Annotated in this window: 21 protein-coding genes and 1 riboswitch; of the genes, 5 read left to right on the plus strand and 16 right to left on the minus strand. The window is 42.6% G+C overall.

All coding sequences use genetic code 11. The features are described from left to right. Nucleotides 1–7: 7 nt before the first annotated feature. Nucleotides 8–1,489, minus strand: a complete 1,482-nt coding sequence (locus ETB99_RS09820; RefSeq protein ID WP_077429408.1) for a TIGR02677 family protein — start codon at nucleotides 1,487–1,489, stop codon at nucleotides 8–10. 180 nt (nucleotides 1,490–1,669) lie between these two features. Between ETB99_RS09820 and ETB99_RS09825 the strand changes: the two genes are divergently transcribed. Then, nucleotides 1,670–2,110: a hypothetical protein gene (locus tag ETB99_RS09825; protein ID WP_171700500.1), complete on the plus strand. Its 441-nt coding sequence runs from the start codon at nucleotides 1,670–1,672 to the stop codon at nucleotides 2,108–2,110. Nucleotides 2,111–2,150: 40 nt separating this feature from the next. On the opposite strand, the gene gatB is transcribed toward ETB99_RS09825, so the two are convergent. The 4 genes from gatB to ETB99_RS09845 form a co-directional block, all read right to left on the minus strand. Then, complete coding sequence (gatB, locus tag ETB99_RS09830; RefSeq protein WP_091702590.1) at nucleotides 2,151–3,581, minus strand: Asp-tRNA(Asn)/Glu-tRNA(Gln) amidotransferase subunit GatB; 1,431 nt, start codon at nucleotides 3,579–3,581, stop codon at nucleotides 2,151–2,153. Nucleotides 3,582–3,595: 14 nt separating this feature from the next. Next, a complete protein-coding gene (gene gatA / locus ETB99_RS09835) occupies nucleotides 3,596–5,053 on the minus strand; it encodes an Asp-tRNA(Asn)/Glu-tRNA(Gln) amidotransferase subunit GatA (protein WP_171700501.1) in 1,458 nt (485 codons plus the stop codon). Between the two features lie 12 nt (nucleotides 5,054–5,065). Next, entirely contained in the window at nucleotides 5,066–5,356 is a 291-nt protein-coding gene (gatC, locus tag ETB99_RS09840; protein WP_004888803.1) for an Asp-tRNA(Asn)/Glu-tRNA(Gln) amidotransferase subunit GatC, read from the minus strand. Between the two features lie 140 nt (nucleotides 5,357–5,496). Continuing rightward, nucleotides 5,497–6,951: an alanine/glycine:cation symporter family protein gene (locus ETB99_RS09845; protein ID WP_171700502.1), complete on the minus strand. Its 1,455-nt coding sequence runs from the start codon at nucleotides 6,949–6,951 to the stop codon at nucleotides 5,497–5,499. 153 nt (nucleotides 6,952–7,104) lie between these two features. Continuing rightward, nucleotides 7,105–7,206: riboswitch (purine riboswitch) on the plus strand. A 22-nt stretch (nucleotides 7,207–7,228) separates the two neighbouring features. Here ETB99_RS09845 and ade point away from each other — a divergent pair. Both ade and ETB99_RS09855 read left to right on the plus strand, forming a co-directional pair. Continuing rightward, nucleotides 7,229–8,941 (plus strand): adenine deaminase, encoded by a 1,713-nt coding sequence (ade, locus tag ETB99_RS09850; RefSeq protein WP_171700503.1) that lies wholly within the window; start codon nucleotides 7,229–7,231, stop codon nucleotides 8,939–8,941. A gap of 42 nt (nucleotides 8,942–8,983) precedes the next feature. Continuing rightward, nucleotides 8,984–9,532, plus strand: coding sequence for a hypothetical protein (locus ETB99_RS09855; protein WP_171700504.1), 549 nt, complete (start codon nucleotides 8,984–8,986; stop codon nucleotides 9,530–9,532). An 82-nt stretch (nucleotides 9,533–9,614) separates the two neighbouring features. Here ETB99_RS09855 and ETB99_RS09860 read toward each other — a convergent pair whose 3' ends face one another. The 10 genes from ETB99_RS09860 to ETB99_RS09905 all read right to left on the minus strand — a co-directional run bounded on the left by ETB99_RS09860 (nucleotide 9,615) and on the right by ETB99_RS09905 (nucleotide 21,498). Continuing rightward, nucleotides 9,615–9,920 (minus strand): hypothetical protein, encoded by a 306-nt coding sequence (locus ETB99_RS09860; RefSeq protein WP_171700505.1) that lies wholly within the window; start codon nucleotides 9,918–9,920, stop codon nucleotides 9,615–9,617. A gap of 11 nt (nucleotides 9,921–9,931) precedes the next feature. After that, on the minus strand, nucleotides 9,932–10,513 hold the full coding sequence (locus ETB99_RS09865) for a nucleotidyltransferase substrate binding protein (RefSeq protein WP_235341095.1): 582 nt from the start codon (nucleotides 10,511–10,513) through the stop codon (nucleotides 9,932–9,934). A gap of 95 nt (nucleotides 10,514–10,608) precedes the next feature. Further along, nucleotides 10,609–12,156: an L-glutamate gamma-semialdehyde dehydrogenase gene (pruA, locus tag ETB99_RS09870; protein ID WP_171700506.1), complete on the minus strand. Its 1,548-nt coding sequence runs from the start codon at nucleotides 12,154–12,156 to the stop codon at nucleotides 10,609–10,611. An 86-nt stretch (nucleotides 12,157–12,242) separates the two neighbouring features. Beyond that, entirely contained in the window at nucleotides 12,243–13,376 is a 1,134-nt protein-coding gene (locus tag ETB99_RS09875; RefSeq protein WP_171700507.1) for a CamS family sex pheromone protein, read from the minus strand. Between the two features lie 3 nt (nucleotides 13,377–13,379). Beyond that, complete coding sequence (ligA, locus tag ETB99_RS09880) at nucleotides 13,380–15,398, minus strand: NAD-dependent DNA ligase LigA (protein WP_171700508.1); 2,019 nt, start codon at nucleotides 15,396–15,398, stop codon at nucleotides 13,380–13,382. A gap of 5 nt (nucleotides 15,399–15,403) precedes the next feature. Beyond that, complete coding sequence (pcrA, locus tag ETB99_RS09885; RefSeq protein WP_021095165.1) at nucleotides 15,404–17,569, minus strand: DNA helicase PcrA; 2,166 nt, start codon at nucleotides 17,567–17,569, stop codon at nucleotides 15,404–15,406. A 43-nt stretch (nucleotides 17,570–17,612) separates the two neighbouring features. Further along, on the minus strand, nucleotides 17,613–18,308 hold the full coding sequence (pcrB, locus tag ETB99_RS09890) for a heptaprenylglyceryl phosphate synthase (RefSeq protein ID WP_021095164.1): 696 nt from the start codon (nucleotides 18,306–18,308) through the stop codon (nucleotides 17,613–17,615). A 62-nt stretch (nucleotides 18,309–18,370) separates the two neighbouring features. Then, nucleotides 18,371–18,688, minus strand: a complete 318-nt coding sequence (locus tag ETB99_RS09895; protein WP_006323616.1) for a YerC/YecD family TrpR-related protein — start codon at nucleotides 18,686–18,688, stop codon at nucleotides 18,371–18,373. A gap of 10 nt (nucleotides 18,689–18,698) precedes the next feature. Further along, nucleotides 18,699–19,721, minus strand: coding sequence for a DUF3048 domain-containing protein (locus ETB99_RS09900; RefSeq protein WP_171700509.1), 1,023 nt, complete (start codon nucleotides 19,719–19,721; stop codon nucleotides 18,699–18,701). A gap of 34 nt (nucleotides 19,722–19,755) precedes the next feature. Next, the gene (locus tag ETB99_RS09905; RefSeq protein WP_128999451.1) at nucleotides 19,756–21,498 is read right to left on the minus strand and encodes an adenine deaminase C-terminal domain-containing protein; all 1,743 of its coding nucleotides are present in this window, start codon (nucleotides 21,496–21,498) and stop codon (nucleotides 19,756–19,758) included. 85 nt (nucleotides 21,499–21,583) lie between these two features. On the opposite strand from ETB99_RS09905, the gene ETB99_RS09910 reads away from it, so the two are divergent. Continuing rightward, nucleotides 21,584–21,847: a YgaP family membrane protein gene (locus ETB99_RS09910; protein WP_004888777.1), complete on the plus strand. Its 264-nt coding sequence runs from the start codon at nucleotides 21,584–21,586 to the stop codon at nucleotides 21,845–21,847. A gap of 45 nt (nucleotides 21,848–21,892) precedes the next feature. Beyond that, nucleotides 21,893–21,997 (plus strand): EYxxD motif small membrane protein, encoded by a 105-nt coding sequence (locus ETB99_RS15305; protein WP_004888776.1) that lies wholly within the window; start codon nucleotides 21,893–21,895, stop codon nucleotides 21,995–21,997. On the opposite strand, the gene purD is transcribed toward ETB99_RS15305, so the two are convergent. After that, entirely contained in the window at nucleotides 21,960–23,240 is a 1,281-nt protein-coding gene (gene purD / locus ETB99_RS09915) for a phosphoribosylamine--glycine ligase (protein WP_128999452.1), read from the minus strand. The genes ETB99_RS15305 and purD overlap by 38 nt on opposite strands. Between the last annotated feature and the right edge of the window lie 14 nt (nucleotides 23,241–23,254).

Below are 23,254 nucleotides of genomic sequence, written 5' to 3' on the forward strand. Positions count from 1 at the left end.
TCTTCTCCTAGTCTAGCAAATGGATTTCGTAATTTGGCATCATTAACGTACCATCTTCTGCTTTCAGTATAATCGTCCCTTCACGTTGGACTACTTTCACTTTCCATCCGTTTTCCGTTTGCACCGTCCGGTCTTCTCGCCCCATCGCTTTTGCAATCCACCCGAGCAGCGTTTTGCGAATATGCGAAGCAACGACCGGTAGCTCCTGAAGTACAATTTTTCCGTCGTTTATAAGCTGTGTGAGTTCTTCTTCCTCCTGTTGTTTCGCTGCTAAGTAGGCGGCCATCGTTTCCTCTTTTTCTTTCCGCCGATCAATCATTGCTTCTGGCTTTTTCTTTTCTCGGTAGTGGCGAACGCGCGGTTTTACGAGCCATTCTGCCGGCTGTTCCTCCCAAATATCGCGGTACATATTTTCCGTTGCATCGTTTTCGGCGACGATGTGCTTTGTATGAAAACAGCCGAACACAACCGCCGATAATTTATGCGCTTCTTCTATCGTTTCTAATGAAGAAAACCATTTCGCTAAATGCAAGTAATCTTTTTTTCGGCTGCGGAAGTGGTGATGACGTTCCCCTAAGCGCTGAACGACGCGCGTCATTCGCCGAATCGCTTCGTTTGTCTGCTTTTGTAAAAACGACAGTTCGCTTTCATGCCCGTTTCGTCCTAAAAACCATTCGCTTAAACTGCGCCACGTGTCTAATTTCTCTTCTACTAGCTGTTCACGCGAAAGAATCGCCCCTTCAAAGCGTGGAATGGCAAGCTGGTAAGCGACCACTTCCTCAATAAAACGGCGAACACCGTCCTCTGGCAAGTCTTCGAGCAGTTTTTCAATTTGCATCGACGTTTTTTGCAATGCGACGATAAAATCGCGCAAATAAGCGGTAAACTGTTCTTTATAGACGAGAAATGAATCAGACATCATCCGTTCTTCCATGTTTTCTCCGTTTAAATAGGCAATATAGTCGGCAGAATTTTGGATGATTTTTTTAAAATAATCAAACGTTTCTTCCCACACTTGATTCATTTCTTCCCTTTTTTCGGCAAATCCATCGTGGATAATCGATTCCATTCGGACAAGCGACGCATACAAGCGGTCAAACCGCGTTTTTTCGAGCGAGCCGCCAAACGTCTCCCCTAGCTGCTCAAGCGTGCGAATCATTCGTTCGATTTCAACCGTATATGGGCTGCATTGATAGCGAAACCGTTTCTTTTTAAATTCCTCAATCGTCCGAATATGACCCGTTTCTTGTCTAGCGATTAAGTTTCTCCATTTGACGAGCTGCTCTAAGTCTTGTTGCAGCTCTTCTTCTGTGTAATCTTGAAATTCATCGAATTGTTTTAAAAAAGCGTACACTTCTTCTGGAAACAAATATTGCCGCATTCGTTCGTGTTGCGTATAAAAATAGCGTAAAATCGCGCGGTACCGGTACGCGTTATCAACTACTAAATATTTCGCCTCCGTAATCGGCTTTAGCCATGACGTATCCATCTTGTGCTCCCCTTATATCCTTCATCTACTATCATTGTAATCGATTCGCCAGCCGTTCTCTACTTAAACGTCGTTGGGAAAATGTGCTCGCCTATAAGAAGCTTGCTTAAAACACGAATATGTTCGCTAGTCATCCGCTGTCGATTCGTGTAAAATGGAAACGAAAAGGAGGTGAAAGGAATGGTAGAACAGCTGCTATACGAAATTCTTCATGAAGTAAAAGCAACTCGAGAAAAAGTCGAATCGCTAGAAAAACGAGTGGAAGCAGTCGAGCAAAAGGTGGAAGCTATTGAAAAAGAAGTATCTTCCTTACGCCAACAAGTACAAGCACTAGACGAGAAAGTTCAAGCGCTCGACGAAAAAGTGCAACTACTCGATGAACGAACACTCGAAACGAAAGCGATTTGTGAAGCGGTTCGTCACAGTCAAGAGGCGCTCGCCGCAAAATACGATGCACTCGCGCTCGATGTCCACAACATGCAAGGAAACATCACCCGCTTAACAAACATACTCGAAGAAAAAGTACTCCCTGCCCTCACCGACCACGAATCGAGCATCCAAGTATTAAACAATCGTGTATTTAAAGTCGAAAGCACTTTACAAAAGCTTGTACACCTATAAAAATAAAGCGGCATTGTCCGATGGCAATGCCGCTTTATTTTTATCGTTTATTAATTTCTTCAAGCAATAGCTTATTGACAAGCGGTGGGTTGGCTTGTCCTTTTGTTGCTTTCATAATTTGACCGACTAAGAATCCGATCGCACGGTCTTTTCCGTTTTTGAAGTCTTCGATCGATTGTGGATTCGCGTCGAGCACTTCTAACACAATTTTGCGCAACGTTGCTTCGTCAGAAATTTGCACAAGCCCTTGTTGTTTGACGATTTGCTCTGGATCGCCGCCTTTTTCCACAAGTTCTTTAAAGATTTTCTTCGCAATTTTTGACGAAATTGTACCGTTTTGAATAAGTTTAATCATGCCTGCAAGACTTTCTGGTGTTAAAGCAATGTCGTGCAATTCTTTTTGTTCTGCGTTTAAATAAGCAGATACTTCAACCATCAGCCAGTTCGATGCAAGCTTCGGATCCGCTCCATTTGCAACCGTTGCTTCAAAGAAATCCGCCATTTCTTTTGTGAGTGTTAACACTTTCGCATCATACTCTGGCAAACCAAGCTCTTCGACATATCGCTTTTTCCGCGCATCCGGAAGTTCTGGGATGGACGCACGTACGCGCTCTTTCCACTCATCGTCAATATAAAGCATCACTAAATCTGGTTCTGGGAAGTAGCGATAGTCTTCCGAACCTTCTTTTGTACGCATTAAAATCGTTGTTTTCGTCGCTTCATCGAAACGGCGCGTTTCTTGCTGGATGACACCGCCAGACAACAAAATTTTCTCTTGGCGCTTCGCTTCGTATTCTAATCCTTGGCGAACGAAGTTAAATGAGTTTAAGTTTTTCAATTCTGTTTTCGTTCCAAATTTGTCTGAGCCAATTGGACGAAGGGAAATGTTCGCATCACAGCGAAGCGAACCTTCTTCCATTTTACAATCGGATACACCTGTATATTGAATGATCGACTTTAATTTTTCTAAATACGCATACGCCTCTTCTGGCGAGCGAATATCTGGCTCAGAGACAATTTCAATGAGCGGTGTCCCTTGACGGTTGAAATCAACTAGCGAATAGCCATCCCCTGTATGCGTCAGCTTTCCGGCATCTTCTTCTAAATGAATGCGCGTGATGCCGATTTTTTTCTTTTTACCGTTCACTTCAATTTCGATCCAACCATTTTGTCCAATTGGTTGGTCGTACTGTGAAATTTGGTACGCCTTCGGGTTGTCCGGATAAAAATAGTTTTTTCGGTCAAATTTCGTTTCTGTAGCGATTTCGCAGTTTAACGCCAGCGCTGCTTTCATCGCATATTCAACCGCTTGTTTATTTAATACCGGAAGAACGCCCGGGTACCCTAAATCAATGACGCTCGTTTGTGTGTTTGGGGGCGCTCCGAATGCGTTTGGGCTGCTTGAGAAAATTTTCGATTTCGTTTTCAGCTCGACGTGCACTTCAAGTCCGATGACAATTTCAAAATTCATCACTCATTCCCCCCTTACAACGTTGGTTTTTGTTTATGATAGTCGGTTGCTTGTTCGAACGCATGAGCGACGCGATAAATTGTGCTTTCGTCAAAATGTTTCCCGATAATTTGAAGCCCTACAGGCAAGCCATTGACAAATCCGCACGGAATCGAAATACCTGGAACACCAGCAAGATTGACAGGAATCGTTAAAATGTCGTTGGCGTACATCGTTAACGGATCGCTTGTTTTTTCACCGATTTTAAACGCTGGTGTCGGCGTCGTCGGTCCGATAATCACATCATATTTTTCAAAAACGTTTTCAAAGTCTTGTTTAATGAGCGTCCGTACTTTTTGCGCTTTTTTGTAATACGCATCATAGTAGCCCGAGCTTAACGCAAACGTTCCGAGCATAATGCGGCGCTTCACTTCGTTGCCGAACCCTTCGCTGCGCGTTTGCTTGTACATATCCATTAAGTTTTTCGCATTATCTGTGCGATACCCGTAGCGAACACCGTCAAAACGGGCAAGGTTGGCCGATGCTTCCGAAGACGCTAATAAATAGTACGTCGCAAGGGCGTATTTGGAGTGAGGAAGTGAAACTTCTTCCCACGTTGCGCCAAGGCTTTCTAACACTTTTAGCGCTTGTAATACCGATTGGCGAACTTCGTCTGATACCCCTTCTCCTAAATATTCTTTCGGCACGGCAATTTTTAACCCTTGAATATCGCCCGTCAATGCAGAGACGTAATCAGGCACGTCAACGTTTGCCGATGTTGAGTCCATCGGATCCAATCCAGAAATGACTTGTAGTAAGTATGCATTATCTTCAACGGTGCGCGTAATCGGACCAATTTGATCAAGCGAGGACGCAAATGCGACAAGCCCATAGCGCGAGACACGACCATACGTCGGTTTTAAACCAACAACGCCACAAAACGCTGCTGGCTGGCGAATCGATCCACCTGTGTCTGATCCAAGCGCAAATGGCACTTCTCCTGCCGCTACTGCTGCAGCGGAGCCGCCGCTTGAACCGCCCGGTACACGCTCTAAATCCCACGGGTTGCGCGTGAGCTGAAAACCGGAGTTCTCTGTCGATGATCCCATCGCAAACTCGTCCATATTTAATTTACCGATCGTTACTGCATCAGCTTCATTGAGACGCTCAACGACTGTTGCATCGTAAATCGGGTCGAAGTTGTATAAAATTTTGCTTGCACATGTCGTGCGAAGCCCTTTTGTAACAATGTTATCTTTAATACCGATCGGCATTCCGAAAAGTAAACCAAATTCCTTTTCTGTTCCCAATTTTTCATCTAGCTCTTTTGCCTTCATGCGAGCTTGTTCTTCGTTTAACGTTAAAAACGCCTGTACTCGATCTTCCACTTCGTGAATACGTTTAAACGACTCATCTACTAAATCTGAAACAGAAATTTCTTTTTTATGTAACAAGTGATGCAACTCACTTACACGATAATCAAACAATGACATGTTCTTCCCTCCTTACTCTAAAATGGCTGGCACTCGGAATTGCCCGTCTTGATGGTCTGGTGCATTTTTTAATACGTCTTCTAACGGAAGACCAGCTGTCGGTACATCTTCGCGCATGACGTTTTTCATATTTAACACGTGCGACGTTGGCGGAACGTTTTCTGTATCTAGCTCATTCAACTGCTCCGCAAACGTAATAATGGCGTCTAATTGTTTCGCAAACATTGTTGCTTCTTCCTCTGTAATCGCTAAACGTGCTAAATGCGCGACGTGTTTTACTTGTTCGATTGAAATTCGTGACATATGTTTCACCTCCGATATTGTCGACCTTCCACAATACTATGATGATACCAAACTTTCGCGCAGTGAAGCAACATTTGCCATTCATTTTGTTTTTCGATAAACAAAAAAAACGAGATGCCCCATTGGACATCTCGTTATCGTTATGACACGCGCTCTTCATCTCGTTTAAAATCATGCACCCAATAATCTGCGTTTTTAATACCGAGCTTTATTGGATCAAATACAGGATCAAGCCCTTGTTGTTTTTGTTCTTCGTAATCTTTTAACGTTTGTAATGCTGGTTTTGCCAAAATTAAAATAGCAATTAAGTTTAGCCAAACCATGATACCAAGACCGACATCGCCGAGCGCCCATGCTAAGTCTGCTGTTTTGACAGCCCCGTAAAACGTTGCGATTAAAAGCATGATTTTTAAGCCTGTCATCAGCCACGTGCCATTTTTTCCACGCATTAAATAAGCAACATTCGTCTCAGCAATGTAGTAATACGCCATGATCGTTGTAAACGCAAAGAAAAATAACGCAATAGCGACAAACGCCGCACCAAAGCCTGGGAAAACTGTTTCAATCGCTGCTTGTGTATAACCAGGACCAGGGTTTACCCCTTTTAAATTTTCGACAATAAATGCACCATCCGCACCAACTGTATTGTACATTCCCGTAAATAAAATCATAAACGCTGTTGCTGAACAAACGAGCAGTGTATCAATATATACAGAAAACGCTTGGACGAGCCCTTGTTTCGCTGGATGGGATACTTCAGCTGCTGCTGCCGCATGTGCTCCTGTTCCTTGCCCAGCTTCATTTGAATAGATGCCACGCTTTACTCCCCATGAAATCGCCATTCCTAAAATACCACCGAATGCGGAGTCAAATCCTAACGCACTTTTTATGATCAAAGCAAATACAGCTGGCAACTGTGTAATATTTAATACCATAATGACGAGCGCCAGTAAGATATAAGCAAGTGCCATAAAAGGAACGACATATTGCGCTACAGTTGCGATGCGTTTTACTCCCCCGAAAATAATAGCCCCAAGCAACACAACAAGCAAAATACCTGTTAATGTCGGGCTTAAACCAAAAGCGTTTTTTAAACCGGTCGCAATAGAGTTCGACTGAATGCCTGGCATAAGCAGTCCGACTGCGATAATGGATGAAATCGCAAACAATACTGCATACCACTTCCAACCGATACCTTTTTCAATGTAGTAAGCCGGACCACCACGATATTGTCCGTCTTGCTTTACTTTATAAATTTGTGCTAATGTTGACTCAATAAAAGCACTTGATGCACCAATAAATGCAATCATCCACATCCAAAATACAGCGCCTGGTCCACCAAAAGCAATGGCAGTTGCTGTGCCGGCAATATTACCGGTTCCCACCCGCCCAGAAAGAGCGATGGATAATGCTTGGAACGAAGAAACACCAGCGTCTGAACTTTTTCCTTGAAACATTAGTTTAATCATGTCTTTAAAATGACGCACTTGTAAAAATCGGGTAATAATAGAAAATAAAAGACCGACCCCAAGGCAAAAATAAATCATAACAGGGCTCCATAATAAGTCGTTCAGAAAGCTAACAACATTCTCCAAAACAATCATCTCCTTTCTCATATTAAAATATTTTATTTTTCAAACTTATTAGAATTATATAATAAAATATTTTCATGAAACAATATACATTTTTATCGTTTATTCGACATAAATCAAGCATTGACGAGAGAACAAATAACATTATAGAATGAAAAAAATTTTTGAAAAACAACTCGTATAATTTCGGAAATATGGTCCGAAAGTTTCTACCAAACGACCGTAAATCGTTTGACTACGAGGATTGCTCCTCGTATCGAGTTGGGGAGGAGGAACATATATGAAAGAGCTTGCTGTTGCATCAAAAAGGCAACGCGCTGACATTGTCATTAAAAACGGAAAAATTGTGGACGTTTTTACACATAACATAATAGAAGAAAATATCGCCATCGTTGATGGAAAAATTGTCGGCATCGGGAAATACGAAGGGCATACGATCATTGATGCACAAGGAAAATACGTTTGCCCGGGTTTGATCGACGGACATGTTCATATTGAATCATCAATGGTTACCCCAAGCGAGTTTGCTCGCGTCGTCGTTCCACACGGCGTCACTACCGTCATTACTGATCCGCACGAAATTGCGAATGTCGCTGGAACAAAAGGCATTGAATTTATGCTAAACGATTCCGACCACATTCCGCTCGATGTATATGTCATGCTGCCATCGTGCGTACCCGCCACCGATTTTGAACATGCTGGCGCGACATTGCACGCTGAACAGTTAACACCGTTTTTCTCCCATCCGCGCGTGCTTGGGCTTGCAGAAGTGATGGACTACCCATCCCTTTTACACGGAAAACAGCAAATGCTCGCCAAGCTGACAGCCGCACGTGAAGCCGGGAAACTCATTGACGGACATTTAGCTGGTCTTGATGAGACAGCTGTGAACGTATACCGAAGCGCCAATGTCCATACTGACCATGAATGTGTCACAGTCCATGAGGCGCTCGCTCGCGTTCAACGCGGCATGTACGTTTTAATTCGCGAAGGGTCGGTTGCAAAGGATTTGCATAAACTGCTTCCAGCTGTCAATACGTATAACGCGCGCCGCTTTTTATTTTGCACAGATGATAAACATATTGATGAGCTTGTCACGGAAGGAAGTATCGATCATCATATTCGTCTAGCGATTCAAGCAGGCATGAATCCACTGACAGCTATTCAAATGGCGACATTAAATGCGGCAGAATGTTATCGCCTATATACGAAAGGCGCGATCGCTCCTGGGTATGATGCCGACTTTTTGCTCGTGGAAGATTTACAGTCGTTTTCCATTACGCACGTCTATAAAAAAGGGGTACTCGTTGCAGAAAATGGACGCGCTACCTTTTCCGTAACGAAAGCAACTGCAATCGATCAAACGATTGCACAATCGGTTCACACTAAAAAGGTAACAAAAGAAGATGTGCAAATTCCGTTTACACGCGGAAAGCAAGCAAATGTCATTCAAATTATCCCAAATCATTTGCATACAAAACGGCTCATGACAGAAGTGGATGTTGAACACGGGGTCTTTCAACCATCGGCGGAGCGGGATCTGTTAAAGCTTGTCGTCGTTGAACGTCATCGTGGTCTTGGCGTTGGTGTTGGTATCGTCAACGGCTTTCAACTGAAAAAAGGGGCGATTGCGTCATCGATTGCTCATGATTCACATAACATCATCGCCACCGGAACGAACGATAACGACATCATCGTTGCAATTGAACATATAAAACATATAAACGGTGGGCTTGTCGTCGTCGACAATGGACATGTGTTAGCAGACTTGCCGCTTGAAATTGGAGGACTGATGACAGCAAGAACGTATGAAGAAGTGCTAGGGCGGCTACAAACAATTCACAACGCTTTAACAACCATTGGAGCATCAGACGAATTCAATCCATTTATTACGCTCGCCTTTTTAGCGTTGCCAGTCATTCCAGAACTGAAACTAACCGATCAAGGTTTATTTGACGTTTCATCGTTTCAATTTATAGACGTGGAAGTATAGAGGGATTTTTTATCCCTCTTTTTTGTCGAATGATGTTATAATATGGTTGTGTGCAAAGGAGGTGAGAAGATGAGCGAGCAATTATTGGAGAAAATTTTACTCGTTGTCACAGACATCCAAAAAGAGTTGCAGGACATTCGTGAAGAACAACAAGCTATTCGTGAGGAACAAAAAGCCATTCGTGAAGAGCAAATGGCTATTCGTGAAGAGCAGAAAACATTCCGAGAAGAAATAAACTCGTTGCGTGAGGAAATGAATGCATTCCGCAAAGAGCAGCAACTCATCCGCGAAGAGCAACAGGCACTAAAAAATGGGCAAAAAGAGCTTTATGATCTTATGAACGCCCTTCTCCATCCCCAAGACGAAACGGACGCGAAACTCGAGGCTTTAACGGTGGATGTCCATCATATGCGCGGTGAAACGACAGCAATGAAGCAAGAAATCCACGCACTAAACGAAAAAATTGACTCCCTCTACAAACAATTCAACGAACGTCTTAACAACCTCCAACTTGACGTTGATTTCACCGTTCATAAAACAACAATGACTGAGCGTGAACTTTTCAAAATGAGAAATCGGTTGTTTTCATAGAGAGGTCATTTCCCTCTCTATGAAATTCGATTCATATACTTCTTTCATTTAAAGGTAACATCACTTCCAGAAATGAATGAAATTACATGATTCTCCGCCCCACATAATATCCCAATGCTCCTATATAAATTGAAGCTACAAAAACACAAGAAGGATAAAAAGGAAGCGACGTAATCGTTGCGATCCCTAAAACAACAGCCCCATCCCATTTAAATCCCCATTTTTCATCGATAAAAGAAATGAGCGCCTCTGTTACCGCACATATAAACGGAACAGCTAGTACTGCAATTGGAAAAATGGCAATAAAGAAAGAAAAACCGCTAAATAATGAGAGCGAAAGGGCAAACATGACAAACGCCAACAAAACTCCTATTAAAAATTTTTTCACTCATTCTCCCCCTATTCTTCTAATTCACGAACTCGTTTTTTCATTTCGACTAATAGCTGATCAAATAGATGAACATAGCGCTGACGAACATGTTCATAAATTTCCATCGCTATTTTTTCGTCGTATGTATGTGATGTTCTGATTCGATCTTCTAACATTTGAATCCACGCTGCTCCATCTTGAATAAGCCCTTCTTTAAACGCTTGTTTGATCGTTTTTCGCGGACTTGTGACTTCGTTGTTTCCGTTATATTCTAGGTAGCTTTTCATCCATTTCCATGCTAGTTCGTACGTAAACTCAAATCGTTGAATTGTCGCGTCAAGAACTAAGTCGTCTTTTGCCACATCACGCGCGATGCTTTGATGCAGTTTATTTAACGCTTTCTTAAAGTCAAATAGTTTATCAATGATTTTATTCATCGTCACGACTGCCTCCCCGCGTTCATTCGTTAAAAAAATTGTCTTTCCTTCGAGATCAATATACGATTTGAGCTTTTCATTGCTGATCTTTTCATAATCAATAGCATCCACCGTATAAAAGGTTTGCTTTTTTAATCCGTACATGTTTGTACTCAATCGCCCATCACCACCCACTTCTATATCATACGAAAGATGTTTTTCTTTATTATCGCTCTTATGTTACATAATTGAAACCCCTCTTAGCATTTTCGCCAAGAGGGGTTTTTCTATTAAAACATTTCGGATACCGTTTTTGCTTGCATATGAAGAAGTAAGTAGTCTGGACCGCCTGCTTTCGAGTCTGTTCCAGACATATTGAACCCACCAAACGGATGGTAGCCGACGATGGCACCTGTGCAACCGCGGTTAAAGTAAAGATTACCAACATGGAATTCTTCACGCGCTTTTTCTAAGTTAAAGCGGTTATTTGAAATGACGGCACCTGTTAAGCCATATTCGGTATTGTTGGCAATTTCAAGCGCATGATCGAAGTCTTTTGCTTTCGTAAACGCCACAACAGGTCCGAAAATTTCTTCTTGCATAATACGCGCTTTCGGATCGAGATCAGCAAACACCGTCGGCTGAATGAAGAAGCCTTTCGAGTCGTCTCCTTCACCGCCTGTCATAAGCTTGCCTTCTTGTTTCCCAATTTCGATATATTCCATAATTTTGTTGTACGCCGATTGGTCGATCACTGATCCCATAAACGTGCTTTGTTCTTCTGGGTTGCCAACTTTTAATTGCTTCGTTAACTCGACGACGCGGTTTAATACTTGGTCATACACGTCTTCAAGCGCGACAACACGCGAGCATGCCGAGCACTTTTGACCAGAGAAGCCAAAAGCTGACGCGACGATCGATTGTGCCGCTAATTCTAAATCTGCTTCTTTGTCAACAACGATTGTGTCTTTTCCGCCCATTTCTGCAATGACGCGCTTGAGCCAAATTTGTCCTGGGTGTACTTTAGCCGCACGCTCATAAATACGAATACCAACGTCGCGAGAACCTGTGAAGCTAATGAAACGTGTGCGCGGATGGTCGACTAAATAATCACCTACTTCCGCACCGCTTCCTGGAATGTAGTTTAATACACCTGCTGGAAGGCCCGCCTCTTCTAACACTTCCACGAATTTATACGCCACGACTGGCGTTGCACTTGCTGGCTTTAAAAGCACCGTATTTCCTGTTACAAGCGCTGCAACCGTCGTTCCCGCCATAATCGCAAATGGGAAGTTCCACGGTGAAATGACGACGCCAACGCCAAGTGGAATGTAAAGGAAGCGATTTGTTTCTCCTGGACGGCTCTCAACAGGAATGCCGTCTTTTAACTTCAACATTTGGCGAGCATAATATTCCATAAAGTCAATCGCTTCCGCAGTATCTGCATCTGCTTCTTTCCATGGTTTCCCTGCTTCTTTCACAAGCAATGCGGAAAACTCATGTTTGCGACGGCGCACAATCGCTGCCGCACGAAATAAAATGTCGGCGCGCATTTCTGGTTTCGTTTTGCTCCACCATTTGAATGCGGCATCTGCTGTTTGCATCGCTTTTTCTGCTAAATCTTTATTGGCTTTCGCTACGCGACCAACCACTTCTGTTTTATTTGCTGGGTTGATGGAAACAATTTTATCTTCTGTCATGATGCGTTCGCCGCCAATGACAAGCGGATAATCTTGACCGAGATAGGCTTGCACCGTTTTTAACCCTTCTTCAAACGCTTTTTTGTTTGCTTCGACTGTAAAATCTGTAAATGGTTCATGTTTGTAAGGTTGTACCATATGTAAGCCCCCTTTGTTGAAATTACAAAAGCGTTTTCATACACACAATTCCATTCTAACGGATGGATCATACATATTCAAATTTTTTATGGCTGATAGATGTGAACGAACGGCTCATTTTGATCTGGATTTTTTATAATGATGCTCTCCGGTCCACGCACCGAAGAAATGTAAACAGAAATCGGCATGTAATCAGGCATTTTTTCCATAAGAAGACCTGTGACATATTGCGTAAATCCGATGACTTCTGTTTTTCCGTAAAACTGCATCACAATATCAATTGTCAATTGTTGCAATTGGTCATCGCGATAAAACGCCCTGCCAATCACTCCAGTATAATTCGGGAAAAATTCTTCAATATCGGATTTTAAATTTAAAAATTTCACTAAATCATCGCGATGATTTTTTTCCGCTTCATCCGATGGAAACACATAATATTCTTCGTTTATTTTTTCCCAATCTTGAATATCGTTACCTCCCTTATCAACATAACCAACCGCAAAAAAGTGTCCTGGAACGATAGACGATTTTGGTTGTTGCTCAAATAAACCAACAACAATTGGCACTTCCTTTAACCCATCGATTTGACGTAAGCGAGAAACAATTTCCGCCGCTGCTTTTTTCCCTTCCTTCTCCATATCGCTTTTTGAAATTTTTACTTCGCGTGGATATCCTTCTTCTGTTTCATAGTAATGAACAGAATTCATCGCAAGTCCGATGACAACCCCGCCTAATTTCACTTTATCGTTTTCTGTTTTCACTAAGTAGTTATGCTCTAAAATATGTGAAATGTAAAGGGGAGATTTTTTATTTTTTTCTGCATTTGTCCCTGTATTTCCTAGAGCAGGATTCAACCCTTCGCCATTTCCTTGCTTTCGTTTAAGCCATGACTCAATCGTTTCTCGATCTAAATATTGTCCTTGTTGAAATAAATATTGCGACGGAGAAAACTTATCTTGTGCGATGCGCATTAAACCGAGTTCAAATTCATCCATATCTAATCTTGTGTTCACATTTTCAACGACAAGCCCGCGCGCCTCTCCAGGTTGAAAAGGTAAAATGGTACGATAATACGAATTAGAAATGTTGTACTTTGGAATAATCGCCTTTTGTTTTTTATTATCTGTCTCTTGCACTACTTGCTCTTCTTGATTAAATTTTGGCGCGCATGCTGACAAAGTAAGAAGCATACAAGCAAGCAATATGATCCACTTTTTCATCGTTCACACCTGCTTTGATTGTTGTATTTCTTGAAGAAAACGCGCTTCATCCCAAATTGTAATGCCAAGCTGTTTCGCCTTCTCTAGTTTTGATCCCGCGTCTTCACCGACAACAACAACGTCTGTTTTTTTACTGACGCTCCCTGTCACTTTTCCACCTAACGCCTCAATTGCTTCTTTTGCTTCACTCCGCGACATCGATTGCAACGTACCTGTTAAAACAAACGTCTTCCCAGCAAACGTGGAGCTTATATCGACTGTCTGTTTTGCTCCTTTATATGTCATATTGACACCATATGCCCGCAAACGTTCAAGCAACTGCTTCACTTCTTCTTTTGAAAAATACGTGACGATTGAATCCGCCATTTTTTCACCGATTTCGTGAATGGCCGTCAGCCCTTCTTTTGTCGCTTGTTGGAGGCGTTCCATCGTTTCAAAATGTTCCGCTAACGTTTTTGCCGCTTTTGCGCCAACGTGGCGAATACCGAGACCAAACAATAAGCGCTCCAGTGAATTTTGTTTCGATGTTTCAATCGCTTGCAGTAAGTTTGTTGCTGATTTTTCCCCCATTCGTTCTAATGCGACAAGCTCGTCTTTCGTTAATGTGTACAAATCTGCCACGCTGCGAACAAGACCATGCTCAAATAGTTGAGCGATGACTTTTTCACCTAGTCCGTCAATGTTCATCGCTTGACGTGAGACGAAATGAATCAGCCCTTCTCGAATTTGTGCCGGACATTGTGGATTCACGCAGCGGAGGGCAACTTCATCATCCAGTCGAACAAGCTCGCTCGCACACGCTGGGCAATGGGTTGGCATATCGAATGGCTCTTCTTTTCCTGTCCGTCGCTCAGGCAACGAACGAACAACCTCTGGAATAATATCGCCTGCTTTTTTTATGACAACGTAATCGCCGAGACGAATATCTTTTTCACGAATGTAGTCTTCATTATGAAGTGATGCGCGTTGCACGATCGTTCCTGCGACGCGTACCGGCTGCAAAATGGCTGTCGGAGTCACCACGCCTGTCCGACCGACACTTAGCTCAATATCAACAAGTTGTGTAACAACTTCTTCAGCAGGAAATTTGTAAGCAATCGCCCAGCGCGGACTTTTTGCTGTCGCCCCAAGTTGCTTTTGCTGCGCAAATGCGTCTACTTTAATGACGATCCCGTCAATATCATACGGCAATGACGCACGTCGTCCATGCCATTGTTCGATATAAGAAAGCACATCATCAATCGTTTCACATACTTGTCGCGCTGGATTTGTTTTAAATCCAAGCTCATCTAAATAATTAAGCGCTGCGCTATGTGACAAAATTCCGAGCTCTTCTGCGTTGACGACATGGTATGCAAATATGTCTAATTGACGAGAAGCAGCAACTTTCGGATCAAGTTGTCGAAGCGAGCCAGCTGCCGCGTTACGCGGATTCGCAAACAATTCTTCCCCGTTCATTTTTCGCTTTTCATTTAATTTTTCAAACGATTTTCGCGGCATATACGCTTCGCCACGCACCTCAATAGTCACTTGTTTCCGTAATCGAAGCGGCAACGAGCGAATCGTTTTTAAATTCTCGGTAATATCTTCACCAGTCGTTCCATCACCACGCGTCGCCCCTTGTACAAAATAACCGTCTTCATAGCGCAGCGACACCGCTAAACCATCAATTTTCAATTCACATACGTAACGCACATCGCCAACTTCTTGACGAACACGGCGATCAAAATCTCGCAAGTCTCCTTCATTGAAAGCGTTGCTTAAACTAAGCATCGGCACACGGTGGGTCACTTTTTGAAACGCTTCTAATGGGGCGCCACCAACGCGCTGCGATGGAGAGTCCGGCGTTTTATATTGCGGATATTGCTCCTCTAACTCCATTAATTTCCTCATTAATTCATCATACTCAGCATCAGAAATAGACGGTTGATCTAACACGTAATATGCGTAATTATGTTTTTCAATTTGTTCGCGCAATTCAGCAATTTGCTTTTCAACGTCGTGTTGTGCCACGTTTTTCATCCTTTCTACACTTTCGTAATCGGAGCAAATTTCGCCAATAGTCGTTTAATTCCAATTGGGCTTGAAAAAGCAACATCTAGTTCTTGATCGCCATCGCTTTCTTTTACACGAACGATTGTGCCAACTCCCCATACTTTATGACTTACTTTATCCCCCACGCGCCATTCCCCTTGCGAAGCAGTAGATGGACGCACGGATGCGGATGATTTTTTCACTCGTTTATGCGCATATTCAATCAATTCTTCAGGAATTTCATCAATAAAACGAGATGGGGCATTGACATGCGTTTGTCCAAATAACGTACGCATATGGGCGCGCGTTAAAAACAGTTCTTCTTCAGCACGAGTAATGCCGACATACGCCAAACGACGCTCTTCTTCCATTTCATCTTCATCATTTAATGAACGGTTATGTGGGAAGATCCCTTCTTCCAGCCCGACTAAAAAGACGACAGGAAACTCTAATCCTTTGGCTGAATGGAGCGTCATTAAAACGACCGCATCATTTGTTTGTCCTTCGCTATTATTATCAAGCTGGTCGATATCTGCTACAAGCGCCAAGTCTGTCAAAAAGGCAACGAGCGACTTATCTTCATTTACTTGTTCAAAATGTTGAGTCACTGATAAAAACTCATCGATGTTCTCTAGTCGGCTATGTGCTTCTAACGTTTTTTCTTCGCGAAGCATATCGCGGTAACCCGAGCGATCGAGTACATCTTCAACAAGCTCGGTTACAGATAAATAGTGTTGCATTTGGCTCCAATGATGAATTTGTTCGCGAAATTGTACGAGCGGTGCAGCGATGCGAGCGCTAATCCCCATTTCTTCAATGGAACCAAGCGCATCAAACATCGATATCCCTTGACTCGAAGCATATGCTGCAATTTTATCAATTGTCGATGCCCCTATGCCGCGTTTTGGTACGTTAATAATGCGCGTGAAACTAATGTCATCGTTTGGATTCGCGATTAACCGTAAATACGCTAAAATGTCTTTAATTTCTTTTCGATCATAGAATTTTAACCCACCGACAATTTTATATGGAATGTTCGCCTTCAATAACATTTCTTCAAGCACGCGCGATTGCGCATTCGTCCGATATAAAACCGCAAAATCTTTATACGTTCGTTTTCCGTCATCGACATATTCTTTAATTTTTCCAACGACAAATTGCGCTTCATCGACTTCCGTCATCGCTTCGTAATACACAAGCGCTTGCCCTTCGCTATTTTCTGTCCAAAGTTTTTTCGGTTTTCGTTGCGTGTTATGTTCAATGACCGCATTCGCTGCTTGTAAAATCCGTTTCGTTGAACGGTAATTTTGTTCAAGCAAAATCACTTTTGCATTCGGATAGTCTTTTTCAAACGATAAAATGTTGCTAATGTCGGCACCGCGCCAACGATAAATGGACTGATCGGAATCCCCGACGACACATAAGTTTTGAAAACGTTTTGCAAGCATGTTCACAAGCAAATATTGCGAACGGTTCGTATCTTGATATTCATCGACATGAATGTATTGGAACTTTCGTTGATAATATTCCAACACTTCCGGAACGCGTTGAAATAATTGGATCGTCGTCATAATTAAATCATCAAAATCAAGCGCATGATTGCGCAACAATCGTTTTTGATATTCTTGATACACTTCCGCTACAAGCTTTTCATATGGGTTTGCTGCTTGTTCGGCATATTTTTCTGGTGTCACCAAATCGTTTTTCGCGCTGCTAATCGCACCTAAAAGCGCACGTGGATCATATTTTTTCGGATCAATATTGCGATCTTTTAAAATATGTTTTAACACCGATAATTGATCAGTCGGGTCTAAAATAGAAAAGTTCGCATGAATGCCAATGCGATCGATGTCACGTCGTAAAATGCGGACGCACATCGAATGAAACGTCGAAATCCATATATCTTCCGCTTGCTTTCCAACGATGCGCTCCACGCGTTCTTTCATTTCACGTGCGGCTTTGTTTGTAAACGTAATCGCTAAAATGTTCCACGGAGCAACGTCTTTTTCCGCCATTAAATAGGCGATGCGATGCGTTAATACGCGCGTTTTGCCACTTCCTGCTCCCGCCATGATTAGAAGCGGTCCTTCTGTCGTTTTTACCGCTTCTTTTTGCTTTTCATTTAATCCATCCAACAGCATATGTGCCGACATACTCATTTTTTTCACCACCAAAACATATGTTCTCTTTTTTATTCTCCATTTATGTTGATTTTCCTTTTACCGCTTCGACTGTTTGTAATGCCATTTGTAAATTTGTATAAATAGCGTTGCCAACAACAACTGTATCCGCCCACATCGCCATCTCTTTCGCTTGGGCTGGTGTATGAATGCCACCGCCATAAAACAAACGGGTGTGTTTTAGCGTCCGCTTTACTTTCTCGACAAGCCTTACATCTCCGTATCGCCCACTATATTCCATATAAAAGATAGGAAAATGATATATATGTTCCGCCATGCGAGCATAAGCGATGACATCTTCCTCTGTTACATTCGTTCGCGCCCTCGTTAATGATGCCGCTTTACAGTCGTCATTTAAAATACAATACCCTTCAACAAACAGTTCTTCCCAATTGATTAAATCACCAAACTGTTTGACCGCTTCGTGATGTAAATCAATTAACCAAGTAAGATCGCGGCTATTGAGCACCATGGGAATGAAATAATAGTCAAATCCAGGTGTGACTGCCTCGATATTTGATACTTCTAGCGCACAAGGAACGGAAAAACGACGCACACGTGCAAGTAAGTCAATAACGTTTTCAAGCGTTACACCGTCTGTTCCACCGACGATAATCGCATCGGTACCTGATTCACATACTTGTTCTAACTGTTCGTCAGTAATGGCTTTGTTCGGATCTAATTTAAACACATGTCGCCATGTTGTCATCTCATTCATGTTTTTTCACCTCATCTCATTATAACAAAAATCATACCAAAACATCGTAAAAAGAAGCTGACTCACTGTGAGCCAGCCTCTTCCTGTTGTTCGTTATAAATACGGTCAAGTGCCATCGCATACGCATCATTTCCATAGTTTAAGCAGCGCTTTACGCGTGAAATCGTCGCTGTGCTTGCCCCTGTTTCTGTCTCAATTTTATGATACGTATATCCTTCACGCAACATGCGCGCTACTTCCAAACGTTGCGCAAGCGCTTGTATTTCATTAACCGTACATAAGTCATCGAAAAAACGATAACATTCTTCTAAATCTTTTAATGACAAAATCGCTCGAAATAATTGGTCAAGCTCTCTGCCTCGCAATTTATTAATTTGCATATACGTCCCCCTATTCATATTGTACTTGTTCGAGATTTGGAACGACTTGAATCCATGTTTTCCCTGGAACAAATCCGAGTGGAACACCGCTTTTGTAAGGGAGAAGGCGCCCCTCAACATTTTTCCACTCTACTTCCTGTACTGTTCCTTTTTGGAATAAGTATCCTTTTCCACCTGATGTAAAGTCAATATCTCTCCGACCATAGTCATCAATAATTCGATGTGTTGCTTCAACAACAAACACATTTTCTACTGCAATAGGTGTATTCGTTTCCCGATCAACAGTCGGCTTGCCACCACTCGAACGAACATATTTCGTTCCATCATATGTATAATGAACTTGAGCATACGATCGTTTAGAATACACAACATCAATATTCGTCGCTTCTACAGCACGTGTCAAATCATTTGAGAAAAACGGCAATGGCTTCACTTCTTCTTCAAATGCATAGCCGTTTTTTTCGGCTCCTTTTTTAATATTTTCAAAGGAAATGTAAGAGTTGTGCGGCGCTTTTCTCGTTCGATCTCGCCAAAATAACGTCCCATCGTAAAACAATCCATTGACGTGATCTACTGAACCAGACTGCAATAACCGTTGAGCCTCTGGACTCCATCCATGGTATACATATAACGCATGAAAGCCGTTGCTTAATTGAATAAAATAATCGCGCGCGCTCCGAACAGGTCCGATCACATCAGGCTGCTCACTTTGATAAATAGCTAAAAACCTTGTAATATCTCCTTCAGCAAGCACTTCATACACGATGTCTGCTTTATGTAACCCCGATTGCGGTCGGGCGGCAGGATAGTTATTAATCATCACCGCAACCGCACGTTGCATCGTTTTTTCTTTTGCTGGCATGCCTGTTAACGGAAATGTCCACGCTGTTTCTTCTGTTTTTTGTTCATTTCGTTGTTCAACTGTCTTTGGTGGGGACCCGTTTTCTTCTACATTTGATTGTGGACGTTGACATCCGGTACCGAACATAAACACCGTCATGATGATCAATCCAAAAAGTAATCGCCGCAACATGAACCCAACCTTTCATTTCCTTCCCTTTTATATTTTAACGCATTATTGTCGGAAAGAGTACTGTTTTATGCATAACATCGTAAATTCCTTTCGGTGTAATACGAATATACGGCAAATGTGTCGATGATAAAAAAAGCAAAGTGTAAATTGGATCCGCAAACGCATAACCGCGCGCTCGCAACAGTTCGCCGAGCGTTTTTTCTTCTTCCATTAACACTTCCATCGGTTTTGCCGACATTAATCCGCCTAAAGGAAGCGAAATTTCATGAATGATTTCTCCGTGTTCGCAAAGGACAATACCGCCTCCGATTTGTTTCATACGTTCAAAAGCAAACAACAAATCACGTTTACTTTTCCCAATTAAAATAATGTCCCCTGTATTAGAGTACGAACTAACAAGTGCTTGCACATGTGTCGCAAACCCTTTTAATATAGTGTTTACACGCCATTTTCCGTTGCGATCAATAAGCATTAAAAAGCTTTCATCATGATCCGCTGATAGCTCATCAGCAGATGTATCAATCGAAATCGAATATGGCTTAATAATGACCGAGTTCTCCATATACATCCCTAACGGCATTGAAAACTGCAAATCATCCATCTGTAAATCCCAAGTCAGCGCAAGTGGCATAAGACCATGTGCATCCCATTCCATCGTTGAGAAAGCATGAACAGGAACGCCATCACGTTTGACCCATTGTCCGCTGGCTAAAACAGAAATAGGAGTCGGATTAGAGGCATGTTCAAGAATGTTAATGTGTGCAATGCGTCCTGGCGTAATGCTTCCGTGCAAATGATCGATATTATAATAACGAGCAACGTTCCATGTGGCCATGCTATATGCATCAATATCGCTTACTCCTTCTTGTAATGCAATGCGAATCATTTCGTCGATCATTCCATTTTCATAAAAAGCAGGGGTCGAACCGTCTGTCGTAAACATGCAATGATCGTAATGATGAATGCCGCATTGTTTCATCTCTTTAAGCAACGTCGGCAAATCAGGGCGAATGGACGAATGACGCAATGATACGGTATATCCTTGCATTAAACGCTTATACACATCACTTCCAGTCATCGCTTCATGGTCAGCGTCCGCACCAAACAGTTTCATTTTCGTTAACGTACGATCTGAAGCGCCCGGAAAATGACCTTCTACTTTTTTACCGAGCTTTTTCGCTTCCTGTATCCAATGGAGAATGAAATCGTCCCCTTCTAACAGCTTTGGCCATCCAGTCAATTCGCCAACTTGTAATACCGCATCATTTTCCAGCCAACTTTTCATGTTTTTATACGAAAAAAAATGCTCTTCTCCGTTCATTTCTGTCTGTGGATCCAGTCGGCACCACCAATACATCGTCACCGGTTGTTTTTCCATAGCGGACAAAAAAGAAAACGCTTTCTTTTTTGTTAACTGTAAAAAAAGGAATAGATTGTCATTAATAAGTGTTGTTGTACCGTGCTGTGCTGCATATTCCGCTAACGTATGGGGATTATATAACTGAAACGGATGAGCATGTGGCTCCATATAGCCAGCAACAAGCACTTGATTCGAGCAGTCCACTACTTCGCATGAATCGAGTTGCTTCGGTTTATTTGGACCGACATATACAATTCGGTCATCGCAAACCCAAACGTTTCCTTGTACCCATTGACGTATGTATGGATGTAAATACGTTGCGTTCATGAACACTTTTGTTGGCGCTTGCTTTCCGTCAACAACGGCAACGTGTCGGCGAATTTGTTCGTTTTTCCATCGATATCGTTTTTCCATCATGATCGCTTTCCTCCTAAATCGTACCATCGTCTATTCACATTTTAACGGATGAAAGCAAATTTCACAAACAAAAAGGAGGATAAATATGAAACAAAATATCGGTATCATCAATGCGATGATTCGCATCACATGCGGATTTACGATGCTAGCTTGGGCAACTGCCAATTTTTCTCGCAAACCGTGGCGTGAATCGTATATTTGGGTCATGATGCTCGCTGCGATGAAAATCGCAGAAGGTATCGTTCGTTTTTGTCCTGTGATGGCTTTGTTTGAACGATATCAATGCCATTGTGACAGCAACAATGAGAATGAGAAAGCGATTCCGATTGAGCCAGTTAACCCTTCGTAACAATAACCCCCTTGTATGCATACAAGGGGGGAAAGGAGAGAAAGTATGATTGCTGAATATATAACAGATACATTCTTTATTCTTATTCTTTTAATTGGCAGCATCGTTGCCCTTAGTTTTGTATACGTTCGCAAGCGACGTGCGCGATAGCTTTATTGCCAATATCACGTCGATAAAAAAGTTGGGCACAGTCAATGTTCTGAATTTGTTCATACACAAGACGTTGTGCTTCTTTCAACGTGTTCCCACTCGCCACAACAAGGAGCACTCGTCCCCCATCTGTTACCCACTCATCGTCCACACGTTTTGTGCCAGCGTGGAAAATTTGTGCTCTCGTTATACGTTCTAGACCACGAATAACAGCACCTTTTTCATATTGTTCAGGATATCCTTTCGCCGCCAACACAACCCCAATCGTTGCTTCATCACTCCAATGCAACGTGATCGGTCGATCTTCCAAAAGCGAGGCAATGACCTCAACAAGATCATTTTGCAACCGAGGTAAAATCACTTGTGCTTCCGGATCGCCAAATCGTGCATTAAACTCTATTACTTTCGGTCCTTGTTCGGTTGCAATTAAGCCGGCATACAAAAATCCTGTAAATGCACATCCTTCTTGTTTCAGTGCCTTCGCGATCGGTTTCACAACTGTTTCAACCGCTTCATGCACCATTTGTTCGCTAATTTGCGGAACAGGGGAATAAGCCCCCATTCCTCCTGTATTTGGACCTTGATCGCCATCGAATGCACGTTTATGATCTTGGGCGATAACCATTGGATACACTCGTTCTCCATGCACAAACGTCATCAAGGAAAATTCTTCGCCCTGTAAATATTGCTCAATGACAACTTGGGCACCAGCTTCACCGAACTTTTTGGCGACCATTATATCATGCAACGCATGAAGCGCTTCGTCGATCGTCATTGCTACCGTGACACCTTTTCCCGCTGCAAGTCCATCCGCTTTAATCACAATCGGGGTTCCTTGTTCATGCACATATTGAACGGCTTCATCGTAATTTGTAAACGTCGCATAATTTGCCGTCGGGATGTTGTACTTTTTCATCATGTCCTTTGCAAACGCTTTGCTTCCTTCAATCAACGCGGCTTGCTGTTTTGGACCGAAAATGCGCAATCCTTCATCTTCAAAACGATCGACAATACCCGCTAACAACGGAGCTTCCGGACCAACGATCGTCAAATCGATTGCTTCTTTTTTCGCCCATTGCACAAGTGTTTCAACATCCGTTTCCGCAATCGGAACGCGCGTAGCCATACTATTCATCCCATCGTTTCCTGGCGCCACATATACACGAGTGACAAGCGGGCTTTGGGCTACTTTCCATACAAGTGCATGTTCGCGACCACCGCGCCCGATAATGAGCACTTTCATCCTTTGTCGCCTCC

It is taken from the genome of Anoxybacillus sp. CHMUD (assembly GCF_013096965.1).
In the GTDB taxonomy this organism is placed as follows: domain Bacteria; phylum Bacillota; class Bacilli; order Bacillales; family Anoxybacillaceae; genus Anoxybacillus; species Anoxybacillus kestanbolensis_A.